Consider the following 22112-nt stretch of genomic DNA (forward strand, 5'->3'; position numbering starts at 1 on the left):
TTGTTAGACTTAAGTTAACTTACATTCAACCATGTTCTTTAAACAATGATTCGTGAAAGTCTAACTTTTTGTTAAGTCGATTTTCAGTTTCTTCAATCTTAGTATTAAGTCGATTTTCAGTTTCTTCAATCTTAGTATTAAGTCGGTTTTCTGTCTCTTCAATCTTAGTATTAAGCCGATTTTCTGTTTCTTCAATCTTAGTATTAAGTCGATTTTCAGTTTCTTCGATCTTACTATCTAATTTGTTAAATCCAGCTTGCATTAACTTCGCTAAATCTTCTAATGTCATATTAATTTCTCCGTTAATTAAACCGTCTTGAAAGATCATATAATCTGAAGTTATTGTAACTTTTAGTTTTTCTTTTTCATTAAAAATTACATCGCAATCAAATTTTTCATACATTGATAAGACATTTTTAATTCTCTTTTGAATGATGTCTGCATTTTTTGCTTTGAAATGAATATTTTCCATAGTTTCCCTCTTTAAAAATTTCTATTGCGCATAAGCACACTAAAATTATCACTGATTAAAAAGGGAATGATATATCGTGTTTGTGTCTATTTTCGGAATGAAATTAAGAACAAAAATTAAACCTTTGGTCAACTGTTTTGAATTAACTTTTTTCGCTAATAAATCTATTTTAGAATACAAATTGTTTTATTTTTGGTTTATTATTTTGCTGTAAATATCATTTTTGCTACTGTAATATAACCCGTGTTTATTACTTGATTATTTTATAAGTTATTCATTTGTTTTCTGTGCTTTTAAATGGAACTGAGTTTAGTTTTTCATTATAAAAACTCTTAATTTTTTTAATGGTGTTATCAATAAAAATAACACCTGCGGTCAGGTGTAATTATTTTGTATATGTATATTATTTTATATAATATACTTTATCAATAGCATCTGAAGATTGCCACTTTGAAAAGAAAGGGAATACGTTTTTAATGTCTGAACATATCAATAAACCTGTAGCCATTCGTTTTGATGATGTTTGTTTTGGTTATGATGAAGCTTTAGTAGTTAAAAATGTCTCTTTTGAAATATATCAGCAAGAGTATGTTTGTGTAATTGGTCATAACGGATCTGGCAAATCTACTATCTCTAAACTTTTAACTGGGTTATTAAAACCTCGTTCGGGAACAATTTATCTTTACGGCCACCCTGTAACTAAAGATAATTTGAAATTTTTGCGGGATAATGTTGGTATTGTGTTTCAAAATCCGGATAACCAATTTATTGGAATTACCGCAGAAGATGATATTGCCTTCGGTCTTGAAAATCGCAAGTTCCCCCGCAATGAAATGCGCGAAATTGTTCATAGTGTTGCTAAACAAGTTGGGATTGAAAACATTTTGAAATTTGAACCCCATAAATTGTCTGGTGGGCAAAAACAAAGAGTCGCTATTGGATCGATTCTGGCCATTAATCCAAATGTTATTTTGTTTGATGAATCAACATCTATGCTAGACCCCAAAGGAAAACTTGATATTAAACGGTTTATGGTTACATTGAAAAATACTGGTAAATCAGTAATCTCGATTACCCACGATATGGAAGAGGTTATAAATGCCGATAGGGTTTTAGTTATGAATCATGGAAATTTGGTCCGCAGCGGAACACCATCGGAAATTTTTGAAGATGAAGCATTTTTACGGGAAATTCGTCTGGATATTCCTTTTACTTTAGCTTTAGGTAAAGCTCTTGCTGAAAAACATCCTGCAATCAGACCAACACTTGATCTGCAAAAATTAATAAAGAGTATTTTATCATGTTAAAGAAGTCGAAATTAGTTTCGCCATTAGTTGGTGATGAAGTTTTACAAGTAGCAAACTTAAAATGTATTTTCGACGAAAATACCCCAGATGCTTTCACAGCTCTTAATGGGATTAATTTTACTTTTAAGAAAAATCGTGTTTATGCAATTATTGGAGATTCTGGAAGTGGGAAGTCGACTTTAGTGACGCACTTTAATGGTCTTTTGGTCCCAAAGTATGGAAATATTTGGGTTCGGAACATTTACGTTGGAGATAAACGAGGAAAAATTAAAGAATTCAAGAAATTGAGAAAAACAATATCGATGGTTTTTCAATTTCCTGAATATCAACTTTTTAAAGATACCGTTCTAAAAGATATTGCTTTTGGTCCAATCGCTTTGGGATCGACTAAGCAAAAAGGATATCAATTAGCTGAAAAGTATTTAAAAATTATGGGTTTAGATCAAAGTTATTTAGAAAAAAGTCCCTTTGAGTTGTCTGGAGGACAGAAACGCCGTGTTGCGATAGCGGGAATTTTGGCAATCGAATCTGAAATGATTATTTTTGATGAGCCCACAGCTGGATTAGATCCTGATGGTGAGCGAGAAATGATGAATATTATTTTAGATGCTAAAAAAGCTGATAAAACCCTATTCGTAATAACACACCAAATGGAACGAGTTTTAGAAGTAGCAGATGAAATTTTGATGCTTTCTAAGGGTAAAGTTTTATTTCACGGAACACCATATGAAATTTTTACAAATCAAGATTTATTATCAAAAACTTCAATTGAACCTCCGCCAGTAATTAAAGTCATTAACCAATTAGCAAGTCAAAACGATAAGTTCAAAAAATTGTATGAAACAAGACCCCGTACGGTAGAAGAATTAGCGGCACATATTAACGACATTTTAGGAGCCAACTAGTGAATAATTTTATTAATGGATACATTTCACGAAACTCGATAATTCACCGGATGAATCCAGCGTTGAAAATGTTAATGTTTATCAGTTTTGTAATATTAATTTTTATTCCTGTTGGACTAATTGTCCAAGTGATTGTATGGTTAATTGTTAGTGGATTATTTTTTTTAGCTAAATTGCCAGGCAGAATTTATTTCTCAACAATAAAATCTATTATTTTTATGTTCTTGATTTTATTCTTTATTAACTGGTTTACTTATCGCAATCCTGGCACCATCAATTTAGACATGTCTAATCCTGAAAGTATTATCAAAAGTGGTTTTTTTACTCCAATTGGAACATATCAAGATGTTTCTTTTTCCAATATTTTCGATGGCACTAATTTTTTTAATGCAAACAGTTTTCATTTACCTGGATCAGATTCCATTTCAGTTACATTTCAACAAGCTGCAACCACTTCGTTTAATGGGGTTCACAATTATGTTGGAGCAGCTGGTTATAACCAGTTTTTAGCAGATTTAGGTTCAGCTTATCCTAATGTCATTTTGCCAAGATCTAATGGTGTGGTTAATCTCGAGAATTTTCAAATGATTGTTTCACGCGTAGCTGGTGCTGAATTAAAAGGTCTAGATGTGGCTATTAATTCCAATACAAATACTGTTACAATCGTTCCCATTTATCATTTTGCAGGATATGCATTGTCAATCCGTACATTAGTTATGACTTTATTTATTACCCAAAAAATTTATATGATGATTTTATTGGCTACAATTTTGACATCAACTAGCACTTCAATTGAATTAACTTTTGCGATTGAACAGTTGTTATCACCATTAAAATGATTCCGTTTGCCTGTTAATGCATTAGCAATGACAATTAGTATTGCTATTCGTTTTGTTCCTTCTTTATTATTAGAATCGCAACGAATATTAAATGCCCAAGCATCCCGAGGAATTGATTTTAAAAATGGAAAATTCTGAGAACGAGGGAATGCTTTAATTTCTTTAATTGTTCCAATGGTTTCAATTGCATTCAGAAATGCAGCAGAATTATCAAATGCGATGGAAGCACGATCATATAGTCCACGGTTTGCTCGAACCCGTTACCGAGTCTTCAAAATTCATTTTATTGATTGGGCTTTTTATTTATTCTTAATGATTTGTGTCGGTCTTGGAATTTACATAGTTAGTAATCAAATTTTATTTAATGTTTTTGGAACCCCTGAATGATTAGTTCAAGGTTATGCGATTAATGCGGTCGAAGCTAAATAAACAAACTAAAAAAGTTCGCTTTGTTGTTTTTTTAGCATATCATGGTGCTAAATTTCACGGCTGAGCGATCCAACCAAATGGCATTGTAAGTGTCCAGGAAGAAGTTCAAAAAGTTCTCACTAAACTTTTTAACGAACCCATCAAAATAATTGCTTCAGGCAGAACCGATGCTGGTGTTCATGCTCGAGAACAAGTTTTTCATTTTGATGGTTCAAATACTATATCGTGTTCTCAAACAAAAAAAGTTTTAAACTCTTATAATTTTCACCATTCATGGGTAGCTAAAAAAGTAACTATAAAACCCGATTCTTTTCACGCACGGTATAGCGTTAAAAGTAAAGTTTATTTATACCGAATTGAAACCAACAATATTTTTAATCCCATTGAGTATGAAACAACTTGACAATATAATCATTCTTTAGATCTTAAAAAAATGTTGCAATTATCCAAGTATTTTATTGGTACGCATAATTTTTTATCATTTTCAACCTCAACAAGTCCGGACTCTATAAAAACAATTTCAAACATTACAATTAGACAGAAAAATACCCAAGTTTATATTTACGTTCGTGGATCTGGGTTTTTAAGAAGTATGGTCCGGATGTTAGTTGGTGCTTTAGTTAAATATAGTAGTGGTAAAATAGGTTTAAATGAATGCCTTGGTTTTTTAAATAACCCTCAAAAAGGGAAAGCAGTTTTTAAAGCCCCAGCAAGTGGGTTATACTTATGAAAAGTGGAGTATCAATAGTATGGATTGAAACTTACAAAAAATTATTGAAGAAGTTCGATATTGGGTCTTTGATTTAGACGGAACTTTGATTACAGATAAACATAATTTACATGAGTTTAATCTAGAAATTCCTGAACTGTCAAGAAAGTACAATATTGATTTTACGATTATAACTGGACGTCCTGTTTACATGATGCGCCATGAAATTAGTCAATTACGTCCAACATTACCCGTTGTAGGTTCAAATGGATCTATTTTAGTGAAAGACCAAAAAGTCGTTTGGGCCAAAAATCTAGATGATCAATTAGTCAAAAATTTTGTATCTGATTTAAGACAATTAAAAATGAATTTTTACGCTTATTCACCATCGGCCATTTATGTTGAGCCATATCATTTTTTTCAAGTGGATAGATGGCGTAAATCACTATTGAAAATTCCTCCAGAATTTCGTTGAAAAATTAAAGGATACGCTGAATTTGAACAAATTTGAGACGAAAGAATCACAAAATTTCTAGTTTGTACTAGTGAATCAAATAAACTTCGTGAGCTAATTGCTAAAAAGTATTCAAAACAGTTGTTTTTTGCACCAACAAAACCAAATTCCATTGATGTTGGTGATGTGAATGTAAATAAAGGTACTGGACTTACTCAAATTATGAAAATGCTTGGAAATGCCACACCCAACCAATTTTTGGTATTTGGTGATGGAGGTAATGATTTACCGATTTTTAAAATTGCTAAGTATAGTGTAGCTGTTGATAACGCTCCTGACTTTGTTAAAAAACAAGCAACTTTTGTTGCTCCTGCAGATAATAACAATGGTGGTGTAGTCCGTTTTATTAAAAACTTGTGGACCTATCACACGATTGAAAAGAAATAAAATTGTATATGTAAATAATCGGATTGGTGTTTACTTAATATTGCTTAAAGTTTTTACTAAATCTTCATTTATTTGTAAATCGCAACTGGCATTGGTGTAAGTTTTGTTAATAATTATTAGTTTACACTTGCTTGAAGTGTAGTTAATTAAACCAGCAGCAGGATAGACAGTTAATGAGGTTCCACCAACTATTAATAACTCTGCTTCCATTAGGGCTTTTACTGATTCTTCTATACACTGGTTATCAAGGCCTTCTTCATATAGTACTACATCTGGTTTGATAACGGAGTTGTCAATTTCACACAGTGGAATCTCTTGTTTTTTATGAATTTCAAGGAGCTTTTTCAAATCGTAAAAATGATGATTTTTTACACAATAGTTTCGATGTACGCTGCCATGTAGTTCATAGACTATTTTTGAACCAGCAATTTGGTGAAACCCGTCAATATTTTGAGTAATCACTTTTATATCCTTGTTTGTTTGTCAATTAGATATGACAAAATGACCATTATTAGGTTTAGCATCCTGATATATCATATGAGAAAAATAAAATTTATAAAAAATCTTTGTATCTTTTATAAATGTTGTATGGGAAAGTATTTGCTCAACTGGCATATTGGCATAATTTTTTTTATAAAGGCCAGAATCACTTCGAAAATCAGGAATTCCGCTTGCTGTTGACATTCCAGCCCCACTAAAGAAAACTATTTTATTTGCTTGTTTGAATCAATTGTTTAGGATACTTATTTGTTCATCGAATTTCATTTAGTTTAGTTTTCCTTTTTGTAAAATAAAGTTTTATTTATTTCTATTTGACTCTTTTTTAATGTGGTTAATTTCTGTAAATTTATCAGAATAATTTTACTCAAAAGATTGTCTTTTCAATTTAATAATTATTGTTTGTTTGGTTTTTGCTATCAAAAACTTCCCTTGAGCTTTAAATTTAAGTTTTTTTCCATGTGGTTATTTACTCTATCCGAAATATTAAAAAGCTTGTAACAAAGGTGATAAATGTAATAAAAAGAGGTGCAAAAATATCATCTTTTGCTTTTTTTACTATCATTTTAGTCTCTTTTTGATATTATATTATGATAAATGATTGTAAATATCTTATAATAATTAATACATTATTGCAGCATGTATATTAGTTTTTATTCGCAAAAATACGAAACCAGATTTTTTTATGACAACAAACTTAAACTACAAATTCAGTATTATCATTCCCACATATAATTGTGCTGAATATTTGCCTGTTGCAATCAATTCGCTGTTAAACCAAGATTATGGTTACCAAGATTTAGAAATAGTTGTTGTGGATGATGGATCAACAGACAACACATCTTTTGTAGTTCAAACGTATTTAGAAAAATATCCTAACAACATTTTTTATTACAAAAAAACAAATGGTAACTGGGGGTCAGTTATAAACTATGTCAAAGCTAATAAATTGGTTCACGGTAAATTAATAACTGTTCTTGATAGTGATGACTTTTTTTCACCAAACGCCTTCGGCAAAGTTTCGGTTCATTTAAATGAGGACATGGTTGTGTGCTCATTTTATTGTTTAACTGGAGAAGATAAGATTGTTTTAGATCCTTTTTTTGGTAGATCTAGACTCATCACCAAAAAACAAAAATTACGAACTCCACACAGTCAGCCTCTAGCTAAATTTTATTCAAACAATCTTTTTTATAGTTTAAACAACTTAACTGAAAATGTTTGATACCAAGACTGTATTATGTATCATAATGCAGTTTCTAAAGCGAAGTCAGTATTTTATATTCGTGAACCATTGGCTACATGATTTTCGGTCCGTCCAGGAAATTCAACATCAATGCCTTGATCAAATGACTTAAAATTCGAAGCTTGATGTAACACCCTTAAAAAAATGTGTTTAAATGGTGCTGGAGTTGTTGTTTATGTTTATACGCTGCTTCCAGGATTTATTGAAGCATTAAAAGAACGAAATCGAATAATCGAATTACCATGCCGTCCTTCATATACTTGATTGCCTTGAATTTTTGCACCGTTCTTTAATGCCTATGTTAGATTTAAAACACGAAAAATAATTAAGTATCCAAGAAAGCGACGTAGCTTCCATGCTTCCATTCTTGGCAATAAAAAAATGAATCCGATTGTGCCAGATCATGAATCGTAAGAAAGGAAATTATTAATATGGCAAACATTATCGCTCCAAATGACCTTCGGGCCGGACACACAATCTTTTTTAACAACAGTATTTATTTAGTGTTAGGTAACTCTTTTAATAAAACTGCAATGCGGAAGGCTATTGTTAAATGTAAAGTAAAAAACTTGCGAACCGGAGCAATTACAACTGAAGTTATTTCTGATAAAGTTGAACAAGCACAAGTTGATAAACGAAGAATGTCTTTTGTTTTTGAAGATGGAACTGATTACACTTTTATGGATAACACAACATACGATCAAATTTCGGTTCCTTTAAAAATGCTTGAATGAGAAAAAAATTTTATTGCTGAAGGTGTTGAAGTAAGTGTTTTATCTTATGAAGGTGAAATCTTAGGTTTATCTTTACCTGATAAAGTAACTTTGGAGGTTAAGCACGCCGAAGATGCTGTCCAAGGAAACAGTGTATCTAACGCTATGAAAAAAGCAGTTTTAGTGACTGGTTATGAATTAGATGTTCCCCAATTTATTAAAACTGGAGAAAAAGTAATTATTGATACTGAAAACGGAACATTCGATAAACGAGCTAACTAACGATGTTAAAACACGAAGATCATTTAAAACTAATTGTTCGTAACCAGCAAGGTTCGATTTATATAACCGAAACAGCATTAGCAGATACAACAACTAATTTCATTAAAAATTTTTTAATTCAAAAGAAATTACCATTAGAGTTAATAAAAGTTGATTTTATTAAATTTTCACATATGGTTAATTTTCAAGTAAACGTTAGTTTGTCTTCGAAATGTTCTAATTTTAAAGTTGAAATGAACCAGGAATTACAAGCCGCTATGTTTGTTTTTTTTGGTAATGAGTTTCAGCTTGAACCTTTAACTATTAATGTCATTACTGATTTGTTAAATTAAAACAATGAATAATAACAAACAAATTTGAGCCAAACGCGTTGCTGTTTTTGAATACATCTTTGCTTGTTTATGTCGTGAAGAGATTGACTATGACACGATTGTTAATGAATTTAAGGCTTTTGAAAATACTGAACCATGGCAATTAAAAATTGTAGCTACATTTGCCGTTAATTTAGATACGGTTGTGAACTTAATTAAAACTTATACCAAAAACTCAAAATGATCTTACGAACAACTAGATCTTGTTTTAAAGGCTATTTTACATGAAGTTTATGCTGAATCTTTGGCGCACCAAACACCAAAAGCTGTTTTAATTGACCAATCATTAATTACGATGGATAAATATGGTGATCCTAAGCTTAAAAAAATGTTACACGCTTTAATTGACAAAATAATTAAATAACCTAGAATTCTAATAATCATATGAAAAGAAATTGACGTACTCACTATAATGTTTTAGTTGCAAATTTATTACTTGTAATTGCTACAGGAATAAATTTTGCTGTATGAGATTTGTTATCTCGAGGAGTTAGCCTCTATGCAATTTTTGCAGCTCCATTCATCGGAATTATTTTAAGTATCTTTTTGTATTATCTCGATTTGAAATATTTCCTTGCTGATTATCCATATAAAAAATTCCACTTTAATAAAAAATACACTAAATTTTATATTACCGGTTTTGCTATTTTCGCCGTTGAAATTATCGTCCTTATTGTATTGACTATAGCCGGAGTTTTAAATGTATCAACAGTTTCTGAGCAACTCAATACACAGCAAGGACCTGCTTTGGTTGCTAATGCTTTAGTTGTTTTAAGAGACTTAATGTGGGCTAGTTTCGCATGTGCTTGTATTATTGGAGTGACTGGACTTGGGTTTGTGAAATACGCTCGCTTAAAAATTGATGTTGAATTGTTGTTGCGTGAAAAACGTCTAAAAGAAGAAGTCGAAAATGTTGCTTCAGTAAACAAAATAATGAAAAAAATTGATAGTGACGATAAGCCTGTAATTGTTGATCTTGGTGAAGACAAATCATCTCGATCTTCACGAACTGATGAAGATACAACTAACAATAAAAAAGACCCGCCTATTCCTAGTGCAGGTCTGTCAAGTATTTAGTTAAATATTTTTTAATGATCTAACATTTTGTGAACTTGCTCAATTTTTTGCAGGTTCACTTTTTTTGTATTAAACCCAAATCCTTCACCTTGAGCATATTTTGGGATTACGTGAAAATGAAAGTGAAAGACTTCTTGACCGGCGACATTTCCTTCGTTAGATAGATAATTTATTCCCCAGGGGTCCAATTGCGATTTCATTAATTTAGTTGCCGTTGCTGATGTTAAATGCATCACTTCATCTAAAATGGGTCACGGGGTGATTGACAAATTCCGGTAGTGTTCTTTGGGAATAACAATTGTATGCCCGTCTGCGGTTGGATTAACATCCAAAAAGGCTAACGCTTGGTCAGTTTCACCAATGATCATTGCTGGAATTTCTTTTTTTACGATTTTACAAAAAATGCAGTCGTCTTGTTGCAACATTCTATTCTCCTATTGGTCCAACGATTTCTCGACCGTGAAATTGTGTAGCCTTTGTTTTTTCTTTGATGAGTTTATAGTTGTCTTTAGTAACTTTTCCACCAATAACAATATCTATTTTGTTTTTTGCGTAAGCAACTATTTCTTTCAAACTATCCATATTATCAACCGCATTAGGTTTTATTCCACCTTTTGTTAAAATCCGGTTGATTCCAAGTTTAGCAAGTTGATCTATCGCTTCAAATTTGTTTTCGATTTGATCAAATCCCATTAAGAAATGAGTTTCCAATCCTTCACAATGTTTAAGTAATTTTTTAACGGTTTTAATATCTACTTTTTTATCAGGTGTTAAACAAGAAATAGCAACTCCTGCAACTTTTAATTGTTTACAGATTTTAATGTTTTCAATCATTGCTGCAATTTCTTCTGGAGTGAAAATAAATTCATTGTTTCCATGTACCCGAATCATTACAATCATTGGAATTTTTAATAATTGTTTTGCTTTCTTGATTGATCCATAGCTCGGTGTGGTTCCACCTTCAGCAAGATTTGTACACAATTCAATTCGGTTTGCTCCTTTAGCTTGGGCAGCTAAGGCTTGACGTAAATTGTTAACTGCAGCTTCTAAAATAATAGCCATTTTAATCTTCCTTAATTAAATATATATCGCAGATATTTTACTTGTTTTTATTAAGAATTTTTAATTTGGACGTGAAAAACATTAAAAGTCTTACACCACATAAGTGCTAATCTAATTTTTTAAACTGGATAAGTTTTTTATTTTTCTGTTATTGTTGGCTCTAAATCATTTTAAAATGCGTGATTTGTATATATAATTACTTTAATGTATAGAAAGTATTTAATATGACCAAAAAAGCAAAAAAGTTAAAATATCTTTTATTTCCTTTAACTGCATTAGCAGTATCTCCAATTATTATTTCAGCATGTTCACATGCTGATGATTCGGGATTACAAAAGAAAGATGAGCTACCAGTAAAGCCAGAACCAGCAAACCCCCAACCAAAGGATGAAGATAAAATTGATACGAATCCTGGAAAACCAGGAACGCCAATTGTAGACCCTTCAGAACCCAAACAAAGCGCTCAAGAAGCTGCCGCTTTAATTAAACAAGTTCGCTTTAACAGGGCTAGCGAATTTACGTTTAATGAGTTTAAAAATGACTTTAATAATACTTTTTCCCCCAAAGAAAACGATTTTACAGTTTTTGGTGATAATCAAACAGAATTAGACTTGAGCCAATTCACACTAAGTTATAAAGACTTTAAAGTAAATGGCAACTCTTTAAACTTAGTTGTGACCGTAATGCGCGCTACTGAAACTGCTGATTCTATGTCCACAGTATTTGTTTTTGGTGATTGAAAACCAGAACCTTCAGTTGTACCTACACCAAAAACCTATACAGTTTCAGTCCGAAATATTGCATGAAATATCAACGAATTTTTTAAAAGCAAACAAACAAGCAAAAGTTTTGTAGATTGGAATAATGAAGACGTTAACAAATATATTAATACTGTTTCTTTACAAGAAGAAGGAAACCCTGGAGTGGTACGTAATATAAAGCCTGTTGGTATTACTTTATCTGCTGACAAAACTCAATTTAAATTTCAGTTTAATGATGATAATGTCATTATTCGTGAAAACTCTAAAATTACAGATATAGTTTTCCCTTCTGTTGATGAATATGCTGATTATGTAGTGCTTAACCAAATAAGCATTGATCAAACAATTTTTGCAGAATATTATCCTTCTCAAATAGAAAACTATGTAAAAGCTTTTATAGCTCAAAATCCACGTTACCAAAAGGTAACTGAAGGCCTTGCATTTTTAAAAGGACCCAATCAAGAAGATTACAGCACATATAGTGGGTTTCAATTTGAGCCAGTTGTTACCAACGTACAAATCGAGTCTAATAACTCTGTAGATCTGACAATTCAATTATTTAATGTGAACTCTGAAAGTGGAGATTCTGTTCAACAGAGTCGTTTCCTTGGCAAGACTGGCCGGCTTGAAAGCATAGCTAATATGAAGGCACCAAATCCAAGTAATTTTGTAATGAATATTAATCCCAATTCACGCCTGTTTGTTAATTGAAATAGTGCTAATAACGACGAAAAGAAAATGCTGGAATTTGCTAATCAGGTTTATTTCCAACATCGCGGTATTCTTTTAATTAATGTTGACGGGGATGGGATTGTAAGTAATTCAGCAGATTATAGCGAAGTTTCTTTTTCTTGAGAAAGTTCTTCTGAATCTAGAGTTGATATAAATCTAGATCAGCCTTTAACCTTAACTCCCGATGAAACTAATTTTATTCCCGTATTTGACTTTGCATATAAGAGCGTTAGTAACATCGTGAAAGAGGGAAATTCCTTCAGATTTAATTTAAATTTTGCAATTGATTTTAAAGATGGCACCGGTCAACACGATGGTACTTTAGCAATGATAATTCGCTAATCGTCTTTAATAGTATTAATTATTTAATAGTCTTTAAATTATTGATCCATTTGTCATACATAAAAGACAATGGGATGTTCTTTAAAAGAAAAATTCCTAACGCTTTTAGATAGTGAACTTCTAGAGTTGATCTTTTTGCTTTAACTTTTAATGTTCATTATCTTTTTTTGAGCATTTAAATTATTAATTCAACATAGTGTTCTAAAAACTAATGTAAAAAAGTTTTCATTTTCAAACGAATATTCGTTTTCGTTATATAATACACAAACTATGAATAATTCTGAAAATTTAATCCATTTTGAAAATGTTAGTTTTTCTTATAAGAAAAAACCTTTATTGCATATTGATTCCTTAGATATTCCTGAAAATCAAATTATCACGATTTTAGGTCCTTCTGGTAGCGGAAAAACCACTTTATTAAATTTAATTGCCGGTTTTTTAAAACCGACTTCTGGAAAAATAAATATAAAGGGCAATGCAAAAACTAACAATATTGGTTTTATTTTACAAGAAAGCACTCTTTACGAAAATATTTCAGTTGCAAAAAATGTTTATCTAAGTGCGATTAATTCTAAGGGGTGAGTTGCTAAAAATAAATTGGAAAAAATTAAACAATTTTTCGAAACAGTTGATATCTTAAAAACAAATGTTTTATATGAGAAAATAAATCAGTTACTTCAAAAAATAAGTTCAGCTGATTTTGATAATAAATTATGAAATGAATATCGCCATTTGTTTTGAAAAATAAATTTCAAATTATTTAAACGCCAAAAGCTTTGATTTAAGTTTATGTTTCAAACACGAATTAAAAAAGTATTTGAACAAAAATTAAACGAAGTTTCAACTAAATTGCAGATCCACGAGTTACTTAAACAAAAAGCATCAAATTTATCAGGCGGGCAAAAACAACGGGTTGCATTTGCTAAAGCAATTATTAAAAATTCTTTGTTTATTCTGATGGATGAACCATTTGCTTCTTTAGATGTCAAGATCAAAGATTCGACAAGGGATTGATTAGTTGATATTCAAAAAGAATTAAATTTATCCATTATTTTTGTGACTCATGATCAAAATGACGCATTACGCATTAGTGATAAAATCATGCTTTTAAATCAAGGCAAAATAGTTCAATTTGATACTCCAGAAAATCTTTATAATAATCCAATAAATGAGTTTGTAGCAAAGTTTATTGGAATGCCAGAAATTATTTTGATTTCCGAAAATGAAAATGGTAAATCTTATATTCGAAATAACAAAATCAAAATCTTTACAGATCAAAATTCACAAGATTTAATTCTAGATAAAAAACTTCTTGGTGATTTATTTGTTTACGAGGTTTTTGTGAATCGATTAAAAAGAAAAATAATGATTGTGAATACTTCAAATCAGTTTAATGTTACCAATAAAGTTACTATTGAATATAACGAATCTGATTTGCTGCATTTTGATTCTGAAGGTTATCGGGTTTTTAAATAATGTTAAAAGTTAATGAAGACATTAAAAAAAAGAAATCAAGTTGACTTGAATATCTTGCAAGATTTTGTAAAAACCGTTTGAATAATTTTTTAAATTATTGAAAGGAAAATTGAATCGGATTATTATTTTTAATCCCACTGATTTTTTTGATTATTCTTTTTTCAATTATTCCAATTATTGAAACCTTTAAGGGTTCATTTACTTTTTTCCCTTTTTCAAATACACGGCTAATCACGGAAACTGGAATAAAAAATTTTACAGATTTAGTAAAAACAACCGGCTTTAAAAATGCCATAGATAATACTTCTTTTGTCATGTTTTTAACGACGCCGATTTCAATCATCTTTGGTTTGTTTTTTGCAATGTTAATTTCCTCAATGTTTTCTAAATTTAGTAAGAATTTTTTTATTACTAGCTTATATTCACAATTTTTTATTTCATCTTTTGCAATTGGGATTTCATTTACATTTCTTTTTGGGCAAAAAAATGCTATGTCAAATTTGTTAAATCTTGGAATTAGTTTTGGGGCTGGTGAAAATAGCCGTTCAATTTTATGGGTTTATTTTATTTTCCAGATGTGAAGATCATTTCCGTTTAATGTTGTAATCTTTCATTTTGCAATAAATAAAGCTAATTTGAAATACTTAAAAAGTTTTAAAATTGATAAATTAAAAGTTAAAGAGAAATTTTTATTTATTTACTGGTTTGAATTGAAGCGTTCATTTGCCAACGTGATTTATACAAATTTTATTTTTGCAGCATTAATTTATCCGCCCGCATTCGTTGATTTCTCGGACTTGAGTAGTATTAATGGACAAACAATTACTAGTTTTATTTACCAGTTTTTTGTCCCAACTGGAAATTCGATTCGAATCAATTTTCAATTAGCTTATGCGGCTTCATTAATTTTCTTTTCATATATTGTTTTTGTTTTATTTTTAGTTTGATTAGTGCGCTGAAAAAATTTATTGAAATACTATGCTTTATTTGGAAAAATAAATCGTTTGGTTTTGGACCGACCAACTGTTTTGATGAAGAAAGGAGTCACAAATAATGATTAAAAGAATTGTTTTGGAATTACTTAAATATATCTTAACTATTGTGATTTTAATTCTCACATTATTTCCGTTATATTATTTAATAGTTGTTAGTTTAACTAGCACGGAATTTTTATCGCGTGGTGTAGTTAGCTTTGTCCCTGATTCAATCAATAATAATTATCAAACTATTATTGGACCCGAACTCAATTCTGCACTTGCCTTAACGGCGTCTGTATTGGTTAGTCTGATTGTGATTAGATTAGTAGTCTATACATTAGCTGGATTTGGATTAAACAAAGTTGGTAAAATAACTAGAAAGATTGTTTTTGGCTTATTTTTGTTTGTCAGTATTGTTCCTGAAATCACAATTTATATAGCCTTACGGGTTTTGCTTTTTCAAATCAACGCCACGACGACTTCATTAATATTCAGTTTAGCGTCAAATAGTATCTTTTCGTTTTTTATTATGATTTATGTGTATAAATCCATTCAATCTGTTTCCGCTTCTAAAAGTCGTATTATGAAGATTGATAAATTACGCTGATACCAACAATTCGTGTACGTTTATTTACCAGTTTTAAAAATGCCTTTCTTTTTATTGGTGGTATTTACAGCAATTCAAAGTTGGAACGATTATTTATGGCCAAATTTTCTTCTGTCAGGAACCGCTTTAGAAAATATCACTATTTGATTTTTACGACAGGGTAGTGGCGCCGAAGGTGGAACTTCAGGTTTAGCAAGTCTACAAAACTTACAAGCTGCAGGATCATTTATTTCTTTAATTATTCCTTTAGGTATTTACTTAATTTTTTCATATTGAATTAATCGGGGAATATCTCGTAACGTTTAATTCGTAACAAAAAAATGAATAATTGAACACAAACTATCGAAAATGGTGTATGATAAGGCCTGATTAAATTTTTGAGGTTAATTCCTCATTTCTCATAAAAGGAGTTTTTAATGAAGAGAAAGTTTAAAAAATCGTTGTTTGCTATTTCAGGGTTAGGATTGTTTTCTGTAGCCACAATTGCTTCAGCATGTGGTACACAAAATCCGTCTGATGCCCAGAAAATTATTTTTCAATCAGCTCAAGGAGCAGTATATCCGCTTACTAAGGCACTTATTACGTTGGCACCACTTTATAATGATCAACAAAAAAATTCGCTTGATTTTTTACCGGTAGAGTTTCAACCTAATGAAGTCACTAAAGCGGGATCAGAAGCAAAACTTGCTGCTAATGTTGTAGCAGATATTAATACCCCAGGAAATGTTCTTCCAAATATTATTTTAAACAACCAAGGAGGAGCTTTCCTTGTCAACCAATATGGCAAATTATTAAACTTAGATAATTCTTCGATTAAAAGCAATCTCTTCTTAGATAAACTAGTCACTAAATATAATCAACTTTCTGGACAAAGTTTAGATTCCAAAAAACTTTATAATATTCCATTTGATGTGACAGACACAGATGCATTAGGCTTCAATTTAGATATTATGTGAAAACTGTTTGAGTTAATTGAAAATAATGGTGGACAAGTTGACCATAATATGGTGGTCGACCAATTAGGTAGCACCGGAGCCGCAACTGACGATCCAGCAACAACTACAAATGGTATTTTGCTTTATCAAGCAGCTAAAAAAGCAAGCACGTCAGGGAGTTCAATTCCAAAGGATTCTGCATTTAATGCATTAGTGGCTAATTCGCCAACTGCATTTAAGGATATTAATGTTAATGCCCAAACTTTTGCTAATACACAAAGTTCAATGCAATTTGCTAAAGATGTTTTTGATCACACTCATTTAGATCCTAGTAAACTTACTGCTAAAAGTTCTGATATAAAGATTTTTGGAATTGATTATCAAGAAAATACTTTAGCTAAATCAATTTCCAATAAGATTGGCGGTGGCAAGTTTTTGTGGTCACTTAAATCTACAGCATCCTCAGCAACCGCTAACACTAACCAACCCCAATCAATAATTAATTACGACTTTACAAAAGATAATAAATTGCAAAAAGACTTCACCGGAACTTGAGATACTTATGTTAGTGATCATGACCAAACAAATGTTGTTGTTCCAGAAGCACCAGCTGGTACAGCACCAGTAACTTATAATAGTACACAATATATGACTAATGCTAATTCAGCTAATCCTGGAACATGATTGTCATGAGACTTTAGAGAATATAATGCTGCATTTGGTTATGTTGCTGCTGTTGGAGTTGAACAATCAATGAACAGTCCAACAATGAATCCAAAAAATTTTGGAAAAACTAATGATCCTTTGAAAGATAAATATACTAGTTTTCCTGATGTTTATTACGGCCCCCAAGTTATGAAAAGTTTTGCCAACAATAATAATGAATCATACCTAGATGGTGGATCAAGTTTAGTTGCATTAACAACTGATAATGGTGGCAAGCGCGATAAAGCAACAATTAAATTTTTAGAATGATTGTATACAGGAAATGTAACTGACAAGATGGTAGATGGCACTAGTAAAGAAATATCGGTTTCTCAATATTTAATTAATCACTCTGGATATGTACTTCCTTTGAAAACTAATGTTACTTCTGATGAATATACGAAGTTAACAACACAATATGCTGATTTAACTAAAATGATTGATGAGTTACAAGCAAAAAATCAAACTGATTCTGTTGAATATAAAGCAGCATATACCCAACGAAATTATTTACGATCTGCGATTGTTTCTTTACAATCCATGTTACATTTTAATACTAATCAAAATACGGAATTATTAAATTATGCAATTGATGCAACATCTCAAGACATGATTGATAAAATCAGTTCTGATATGCTTAATTACACTCTTAAAAATCCCTCCCCAATTAACGGTCAAGATGCTCTTGGGCAATTAACTAAATTAGCGAATGGAGATATCAACTAAAAAGCTTTTTTAATTGCTTATTGATTCTTCAAAGGTCACACTAGGTGTGACCTTTTTTATGTTTTTTGGTTAGTTTAATTTCTTATAATTACTTTAATAAGTTATTAAAACAAATTAAGCATTAAAATATAAATAAGTATATAAGGGCATTAAACTATGAAAATAAACTATCACGAAGGCGAGATTTTTTCTGATTTGTATGTTTTTATTGATTCCAGAATAATTAATAATAGTTATATTTTATTACGCAATAATACGACAATTATTATTGATCCAAGTTTTAATGGTGACAAGATTAGTGTCTTTTTAAAGCAACGTGGTTTAACTGTTAATGGGATCTTAATTACCCATGGACATAATGATCATACATGGAGTGCAAAACAATTAGCAAAAGAATTTAAAGCACCAATTTATGTTCATGAATCTGACTATAAACTTTCAAAAAAAATTGAAACATATCATTTTGATCAATTAGGTCAACTTGATGATTCTAATGTTATTACTTTTAATAAGTCTTTGCCAACCATTGGAAATTGATTTGAATTAAAAGTTTTGCATACACCTGGTCATACTCCCGGAAGTAGCAGTTATTATACTGATAAGTATGTTTTTACAGGCGATCATATTTTTGATGTTGATATTGGTCGAACTGATTTCCCATATTCAGATTCAAAACAAATGCAACATAGTATTAAAATTTTTGTTGATCAATTCAAACACAAAAAAATGTGAGTCTTTCCAGGCCATGAAGAATGAACACTAGTAGATGAACTTGAAAATATCAATAATGATGTAGCCCCTTACTTTAATCGTTAAGAGGCGTATTCATCTAAGATTTAAAAAAACCTATCATCGTTAAGACGATAGGTTGCTTGAATAATTTATTTTCCTGTAATGCCTCCTTTAACAGGTATAAAACAGCAGGCCCATCGAGTCAAGTTAAAGAAACTTTGACGAACCATTTCATAAGATAAAGTTTTAAAAACCGGAAGTTATAATTGAATAAACATAAAATTTAAACATGTCTTCTCATAAGATTCCTGGATGCTTTCAGATTTGATATTGCTTTAGATAAATTAATAAAATTGGCCTTTTTTCATTTTATTTCCAACCGATAACATCTTCCAAGGAGTGCAAAGAAGACTGATTTTGACGTGAGCTTACTTGTTAAATTTTATCAGTAAATAATTTCCGCTACGTCAGGATTCGCTTGACAAAAAAAAAAAAAACATAATAACTAATCAGATAGTATATTAACATAATAGTTTTTAACTTTATTGTTTTAAGTTTGTTTGATATTATTATTTTTTTTAACGTTTTTCAAAAGGATTTGATATGAGTGCACTGCAAGCTTTGAAAAAATTTGAAATTCCAAATACAGAATTCAATAGCAACATTAAACGTGAATTTTATGACTGATTGTTTAACAGAATAATCATTCGACATTTAGGCCATATTCAAGGAGGCATAGAAGAATTAGACCATCATCGTGCGTCAGTAAGAAGCGGGATTTATGCTTTTCGAAAGTTAAGAAATTTAAGAACAATATCAAATTTGATTGGTGAAGACATATTTACGTTGCCGATAGGTGAGGTAGAAGAATATCGTCATTATTTTTTAGAAAACGATGATGAAGTGCCCGAAAATCGTTTTGCTAGAACAGTCGATTGGCGGCCCGAGAACGAAGGTGAGCCACACATTCCGTTCAAAGATTTACTATTGCTTTTAAACAAATCTTATTCTAACGAATTATCTGCATCTTTATATTCACTGATTAGATTTTTAATTTATCGAGAGAATCAAAACAACATAAATCGAAGAAATAGAAATAGATAGGTTTGGACTAAAACATGAAAAAAAATAACAAAAATAAATGATTTGTCGGCATATCGTTTGCTGCAACCTTACCAATCGCAACAATCGCTGCTGCTTGTGGAAATAGTCAAACACCCGAAACAGGTTCTAAATCCCAAGTAGATCTGTCCAATCAAGATAAAACTCAAATTGCAAGTTATTATAATAGTATTCCGAAATCGAATTTCGTTGCATTAGATAGTGATAAGTTACCTAGCGAAATACAGACTAAATTCCAAGTTACTTCTTCGTCTAACGAATTGGGTTCTAAATTTAATAGTATGTTGGTGAATACAGATTCAATCATACCTCCACTATTTGCAACATCCAAAGCATATCAATTTAATTTCAGTGTTGTTCCAGGTTCGGTTAGTGACTCCAGTGGTGGCCTAACCATTAAGATGGCATTAAGTGAAAATCGTGATGGAATAAATGTGTTTTTTAAAACCGATGGCGATGCCACAACAGATATTGCAGAAGCTGGTATACAATTTAATATTGGCGGGTTCGCTAATTATGACAAAGTTAAATCTGCCACTCAAGAATATTTCACAAAATTGAAAAAGACTGCAATTACTTCGAGCGATTTTTCTCAAAAAATTCCATCTCTTGTAACTCCAGCAAATTTTTCCACTATTGAAAATTTCAACAAAATTTTGTCGACAAATGACAAATTATATATTCCTTCTATTATGAATGGATTAGATTTTTCAATTACAGAATCAAAACCAAATGATGCACAAGGAACTGTAGATTTTACAATCACAGCAAAAAGTCAAAATATTTCGGACTTAAATGTATCTGCAACTATATCTGTTTCAAATTTTAGTACTACTCAAAATGAAATCACAAATGCTTTAAAATCTTTACCAGACGATATTACATTAACGTCTGAAGATAAAGACTATATTCCAGAAAATTTTGCATTTATGCAAAACCAGGATTCTAGTTCTCTTACTAATTTTATTAAACAAAATAGCATAACATTACCAGAAAGTTCCAGCACTACAAAATATACACTTAAAGTAAATGTTAATAGTTCAGATTTTAATAACAGTAACGGAACCATTAATGCAACAGTTGGAATTTTGGTAAATGGAAGTCCATTAACTTCGGCAAATTCAAAAACAGTAACTATTAAAGGGTTAGCAACTCCCAAACAATTAGTCGCAGCAGCAAAAGAATCTGAGCAAAATTATGCCAATTATGTAAAGGAAAACAGCAATTGAAAAGATGACTTCCAGATATTTACAAATTCTAAAACGGATTACGATAAAACTTACCAAATTATCTTTAATAATGGTAATTTATATGGTAGTTATCCGTCTGGTGGTAGTTATCGGTCTGGGCCAATTTATGGAAATAAAAATACGTCAAAACAATATTATGACTCTATTTCTTGAATAGAAAGACTTCTTCCAACTTTAGACAAAAACAACGCTATAATATCTAAAAATTTTAACATATTTTTAAATCCTTTTATGACGATCGTTGGTACTTATACATATTATGACGATCAAGGAAAGCCGCATAATAGCATTCCAATTGATAGCGATACAGGAGATAAATTTATATCATTAAATTTTTCACTTCGTAATAAAATTATTGATGCTAATAGTGAAACTTTTCAAATTTTAGCTAAAGATGGAACATTGATTAATTTTAATTTTGACAGTAAATCATCAGCAGATACAGAAAACAGTTACGTTATGAATACTGGTCTGACATATTCTACCAAATGAACAGATTTTTCAAAAACTAATTAAAAAACATGATTACTTTTTACACGGCGATTTTCCCAATGTCAAAAATTTCAGACATTTTTTCAACGTGAAAAGAAACTTTCAATGTCTTTTTGGAAGTAATGATTTAAGTGTGTTAATGTCTAGATTTCTTTGAAACCATTGACATCGTGTTATTAAAAGTATACTAAAAAACGGAAACGCTTTCGCAATTTTCCGTTTTTATCATTATTTAAACGCGCAAATCTTTGACTCTTGGTCAAGATTGAACAATAAATTAAGTGTTTGTATTTATTCTGGTTGCAAATCTATATCAAATAGAATTTCGAGTTGCTGAATTATACTTTGCCAATTACGAACTTTCATTTGCCTATCGTCGCGTTCGTAATTCATGATGCCTAAATAAACAATTTTTAGAATTGCTTTATTATTAACAAAACTAGA

The 22112-nt window shown here is 30.7% G+C and carries 22 protein-coding genes; 18 read left to right on the forward strand and 4 right to left on the reverse strand.

The window, feature by feature from the left end:
- Positions 1–19: 19 nt before the first annotated feature.
- On the reverse strand, positions 20–472 hold the full coding sequence (locus T384_RS07030) for a hypothetical protein (protein ID WP_052663539.1): 453 nt from the start codon (positions 470–472) through the stop codon (positions 20–22).
- Positions 473–948: 476 nt separating this feature from the next.
- On the opposite strand from T384_RS07030, the gene T384_RS0104290 reads away from it, so the two are divergent.
- Genes T384_RS0104290 through T384_RS0104310 form a run of 5 tightly spaced genes read left to right on the forward strand, consistent with a single transcriptional unit; the run spans position 949 to position 5562 of the window.
- Positions 949–1779, forward strand: a complete 831-nt coding sequence (locus T384_RS0104290) for an energy-coupling factor transporter ATPase (RefSeq protein ID WP_036499190.1) — start codon at positions 949–951, stop codon at positions 1777–1779.
- Positions 1773–2684, forward strand: coding sequence for an energy-coupling factor transporter ATPase (locus tag T384_RS0104295; protein WP_027119982.1), 912 nt, complete (start codon positions 1773–1775; stop codon positions 2682–2684). The genes T384_RS0104290 and T384_RS0104295 overlap by 7 nt, the downstream gene beginning before the upstream one ends.
- A complete protein-coding gene (locus T384_RS0104300) occupies positions 2684–3952 on the forward strand; it encodes an energy-coupling factor transporter transmembrane component T family protein (protein WP_027119983.1) in 1269 nt (422 codons plus the stop codon). Before T384_RS0104295 ends, T384_RS0104300 begins: the two co-directional genes overlap by 1 nt.
- The gene (gene truA / locus T384_RS0104305) at positions 3933–4700 is read left to right on the forward strand and encodes a tRNA pseudouridine(38-40) synthase TruA (protein WP_052663541.1); all 768 of its coding nucleotides are present in this window, start codon (positions 3933–3935) and stop codon (positions 4698–4700) included. The genes T384_RS0104300 and truA overlap by 20 nt, the downstream gene beginning before the upstream one ends.
- Position 4701: 1 nt before the next feature.
- Entirely contained in the window at positions 4702–5562 is an 861-nt protein-coding gene (locus tag T384_RS0104310) for a Cof-type HAD-IIB family hydrolase (RefSeq protein WP_027119985.1), read from the forward strand.
- Between the two features lie 30 nt (positions 5563–5592).
- Here the strand turns inward: T384_RS0104310 and T384_RS0104315 are convergent, their stop codons facing one another.
- Positions 5593–6327 carry an NAD-dependent protein deacylase gene (locus T384_RS0104315; protein ID WP_052663543.1) on the reverse strand — a complete coding sequence of 245 codons (735 nt, stop codon included), beginning with the start codon at positions 6325–6327 and terminating at the stop codon, positions 5593–5595.
- Positions 6328–6745: 418 nt separating this feature from the next.
- On the opposite strand from T384_RS0104315, the gene T384_RS06545 reads away from it, so the two are divergent.
- From T384_RS06545 to T384_RS0104345, 5 genes are read left to right on the forward strand one after another with little or no spacing between them, the layout of a single operon-like run.
- On the forward strand, positions 6746–7720 hold the full coding sequence (locus T384_RS06545; RefSeq protein WP_084266140.1) for a glycosyltransferase family 2 protein: 975 nt from the start codon (positions 6746–6748) through the stop codon (positions 7718–7720).
- Positions 7721–7737: 17 nt separating this feature from the next.
- Complete coding sequence (efp, locus tag T384_RS0104330) at positions 7738–8301, forward strand: elongation factor P (protein ID WP_027119987.1); 564 nt, start codon at positions 7738–7740, stop codon at positions 8299–8301.
- A gap of 2 nt (positions 8302–8303) precedes the next feature.
- Positions 8304–8633 carry a hypothetical protein gene (locus T384_RS0104335; RefSeq protein WP_027119988.1) on the forward strand — a complete coding sequence of 110 codons (330 nt, stop codon included), beginning with the start codon at positions 8304–8306 and terminating at the stop codon, positions 8631–8633.
- A 4-nt stretch (positions 8634–8637) separates the two neighbouring features.
- Positions 8638–9036, forward strand: coding sequence for a DUF1948 domain-containing protein (locus T384_RS0104340; RefSeq protein WP_027119989.1), 399 nt, complete (start codon positions 8638–8640; stop codon positions 9034–9036).
- 20 nt (positions 9037–9056) lie between these two features.
- Entirely contained in the window at positions 9057–9749 is a 693-nt protein-coding gene (locus tag T384_RS0104345) for a DUF5453 family protein (RefSeq protein ID WP_027119990.1), read from the forward strand.
- An 11-nt stretch (positions 9750–9760) separates the two neighbouring features.
- On the opposite strand, the gene T384_RS0104350 is transcribed toward T384_RS0104345, so the two are convergent.
- Together T384_RS0104350 and T384_RS0104355 are read right to left on the reverse strand one after the other, a co-directional pair.
- Positions 9761–10174, reverse strand: a complete 414-nt coding sequence (locus T384_RS0104350) for an HIT family protein (RefSeq protein WP_036499193.1) — start codon at positions 10172–10174, stop codon at positions 9761–9763.
- Position 10175: 1 nt separating this feature from the next.
- Positions 10176–10811 (reverse strand): copper homeostasis protein CutC, encoded by a 636-nt coding sequence (locus T384_RS0104355; RefSeq protein WP_036499195.1) that lies wholly within the window; start codon positions 10809–10811, stop codon positions 10176–10178.
- Positions 10812–11035: 224 nt separating this feature from the next.
- Here T384_RS0104355 and T384_RS0104360 point away from each other — a divergent pair, with 224 nt between their 5' ends.
- The 8 genes from T384_RS0104360 (at position 11036) to T384_RS0104400 (ending at position 21692) form a co-directional block, all read left to right on the forward strand.
- On the forward strand, positions 11036–12646 hold the full coding sequence (locus tag T384_RS0104360) for a hypothetical protein (protein WP_027119993.1): 1611 nt from the start codon (positions 11036–11038) through the stop codon (positions 12644–12646).
- A gap of 270 nt (positions 12647–12916) precedes the next feature.
- Positions 12917–14122, forward strand: coding sequence for an ABC transporter ATP-binding protein (locus T384_RS07465; RefSeq protein WP_027119994.1), 1206 nt, complete (start codon positions 12917–12919; stop codon positions 14120–14122).
- Complete coding sequence (locus T384_RS06550; RefSeq protein ID WP_052663547.1) at positions 14122–15183, forward strand: sugar ABC transporter permease; 1062 nt, start codon at positions 14122–14124, stop codon at positions 15181–15183. The genes T384_RS07465 and T384_RS06550 overlap by 1 nt, the downstream gene beginning before the upstream one ends.
- On the forward strand, positions 15176–16012 hold the full coding sequence (locus tag T384_RS0104375) for an ABC transporter permease subunit (RefSeq protein ID WP_036499198.1): 837 nt from the start codon (positions 15176–15178) through the stop codon (positions 16010–16012). Before T384_RS06550 ends, T384_RS0104375 begins: the two co-directional genes overlap by 8 nt.
- A 110-nt stretch (positions 16013–16122) precedes the next feature.
- Positions 16123–18072, forward strand: a complete 1950-nt coding sequence (locus tag T384_RS0104385; RefSeq protein ID WP_052663549.1) for a P68 family surface lipoprotein — start codon at positions 16123–16125, stop codon at positions 18070–18072.
- A 156-nt stretch (positions 18073–18228) separates the two neighbouring features.
- Positions 18229–18888 carry an MBL fold metallo-hydrolase gene (locus T384_RS07575; protein WP_052663551.1) on the forward strand — a complete coding sequence of 220 codons (660 nt, stop codon included), beginning with the start codon at positions 18229–18231 and terminating at the stop codon, positions 18886–18888.
- A 519-nt stretch (positions 18889–19407) separates the two neighbouring features.
- Complete coding sequence (locus T384_RS0104395) at positions 19408–19908, forward strand: hypothetical protein (protein ID WP_027119997.1); 501 nt, start codon at positions 19408–19410, stop codon at positions 19906–19908.
- A gap of 14 nt (positions 19909–19922) precedes the next feature.
- Positions 19923–21692 carry a lipoprotein 17-related variable surface protein gene (locus T384_RS0104400; RefSeq protein WP_027119998.1) on the forward strand — a complete coding sequence of 590 codons (1770 nt, stop codon included), beginning with the start codon at positions 19923–19925 and terminating at the stop codon, positions 21690–21692.
- The last annotated feature ends 420 nt before the right edge of the window (positions 21693–22112 follow it).

It is taken from the genome of Mycoplasma testudinis ATCC 43263 (genome assembly GCF_000687795.1).
GTDB lineage: Bacteria > Bacillota_I > Bacilli_A > Mycoplasmatales > Mycoplasmoidaceae > Mycoplasmoides > Mycoplasmoides testudinis.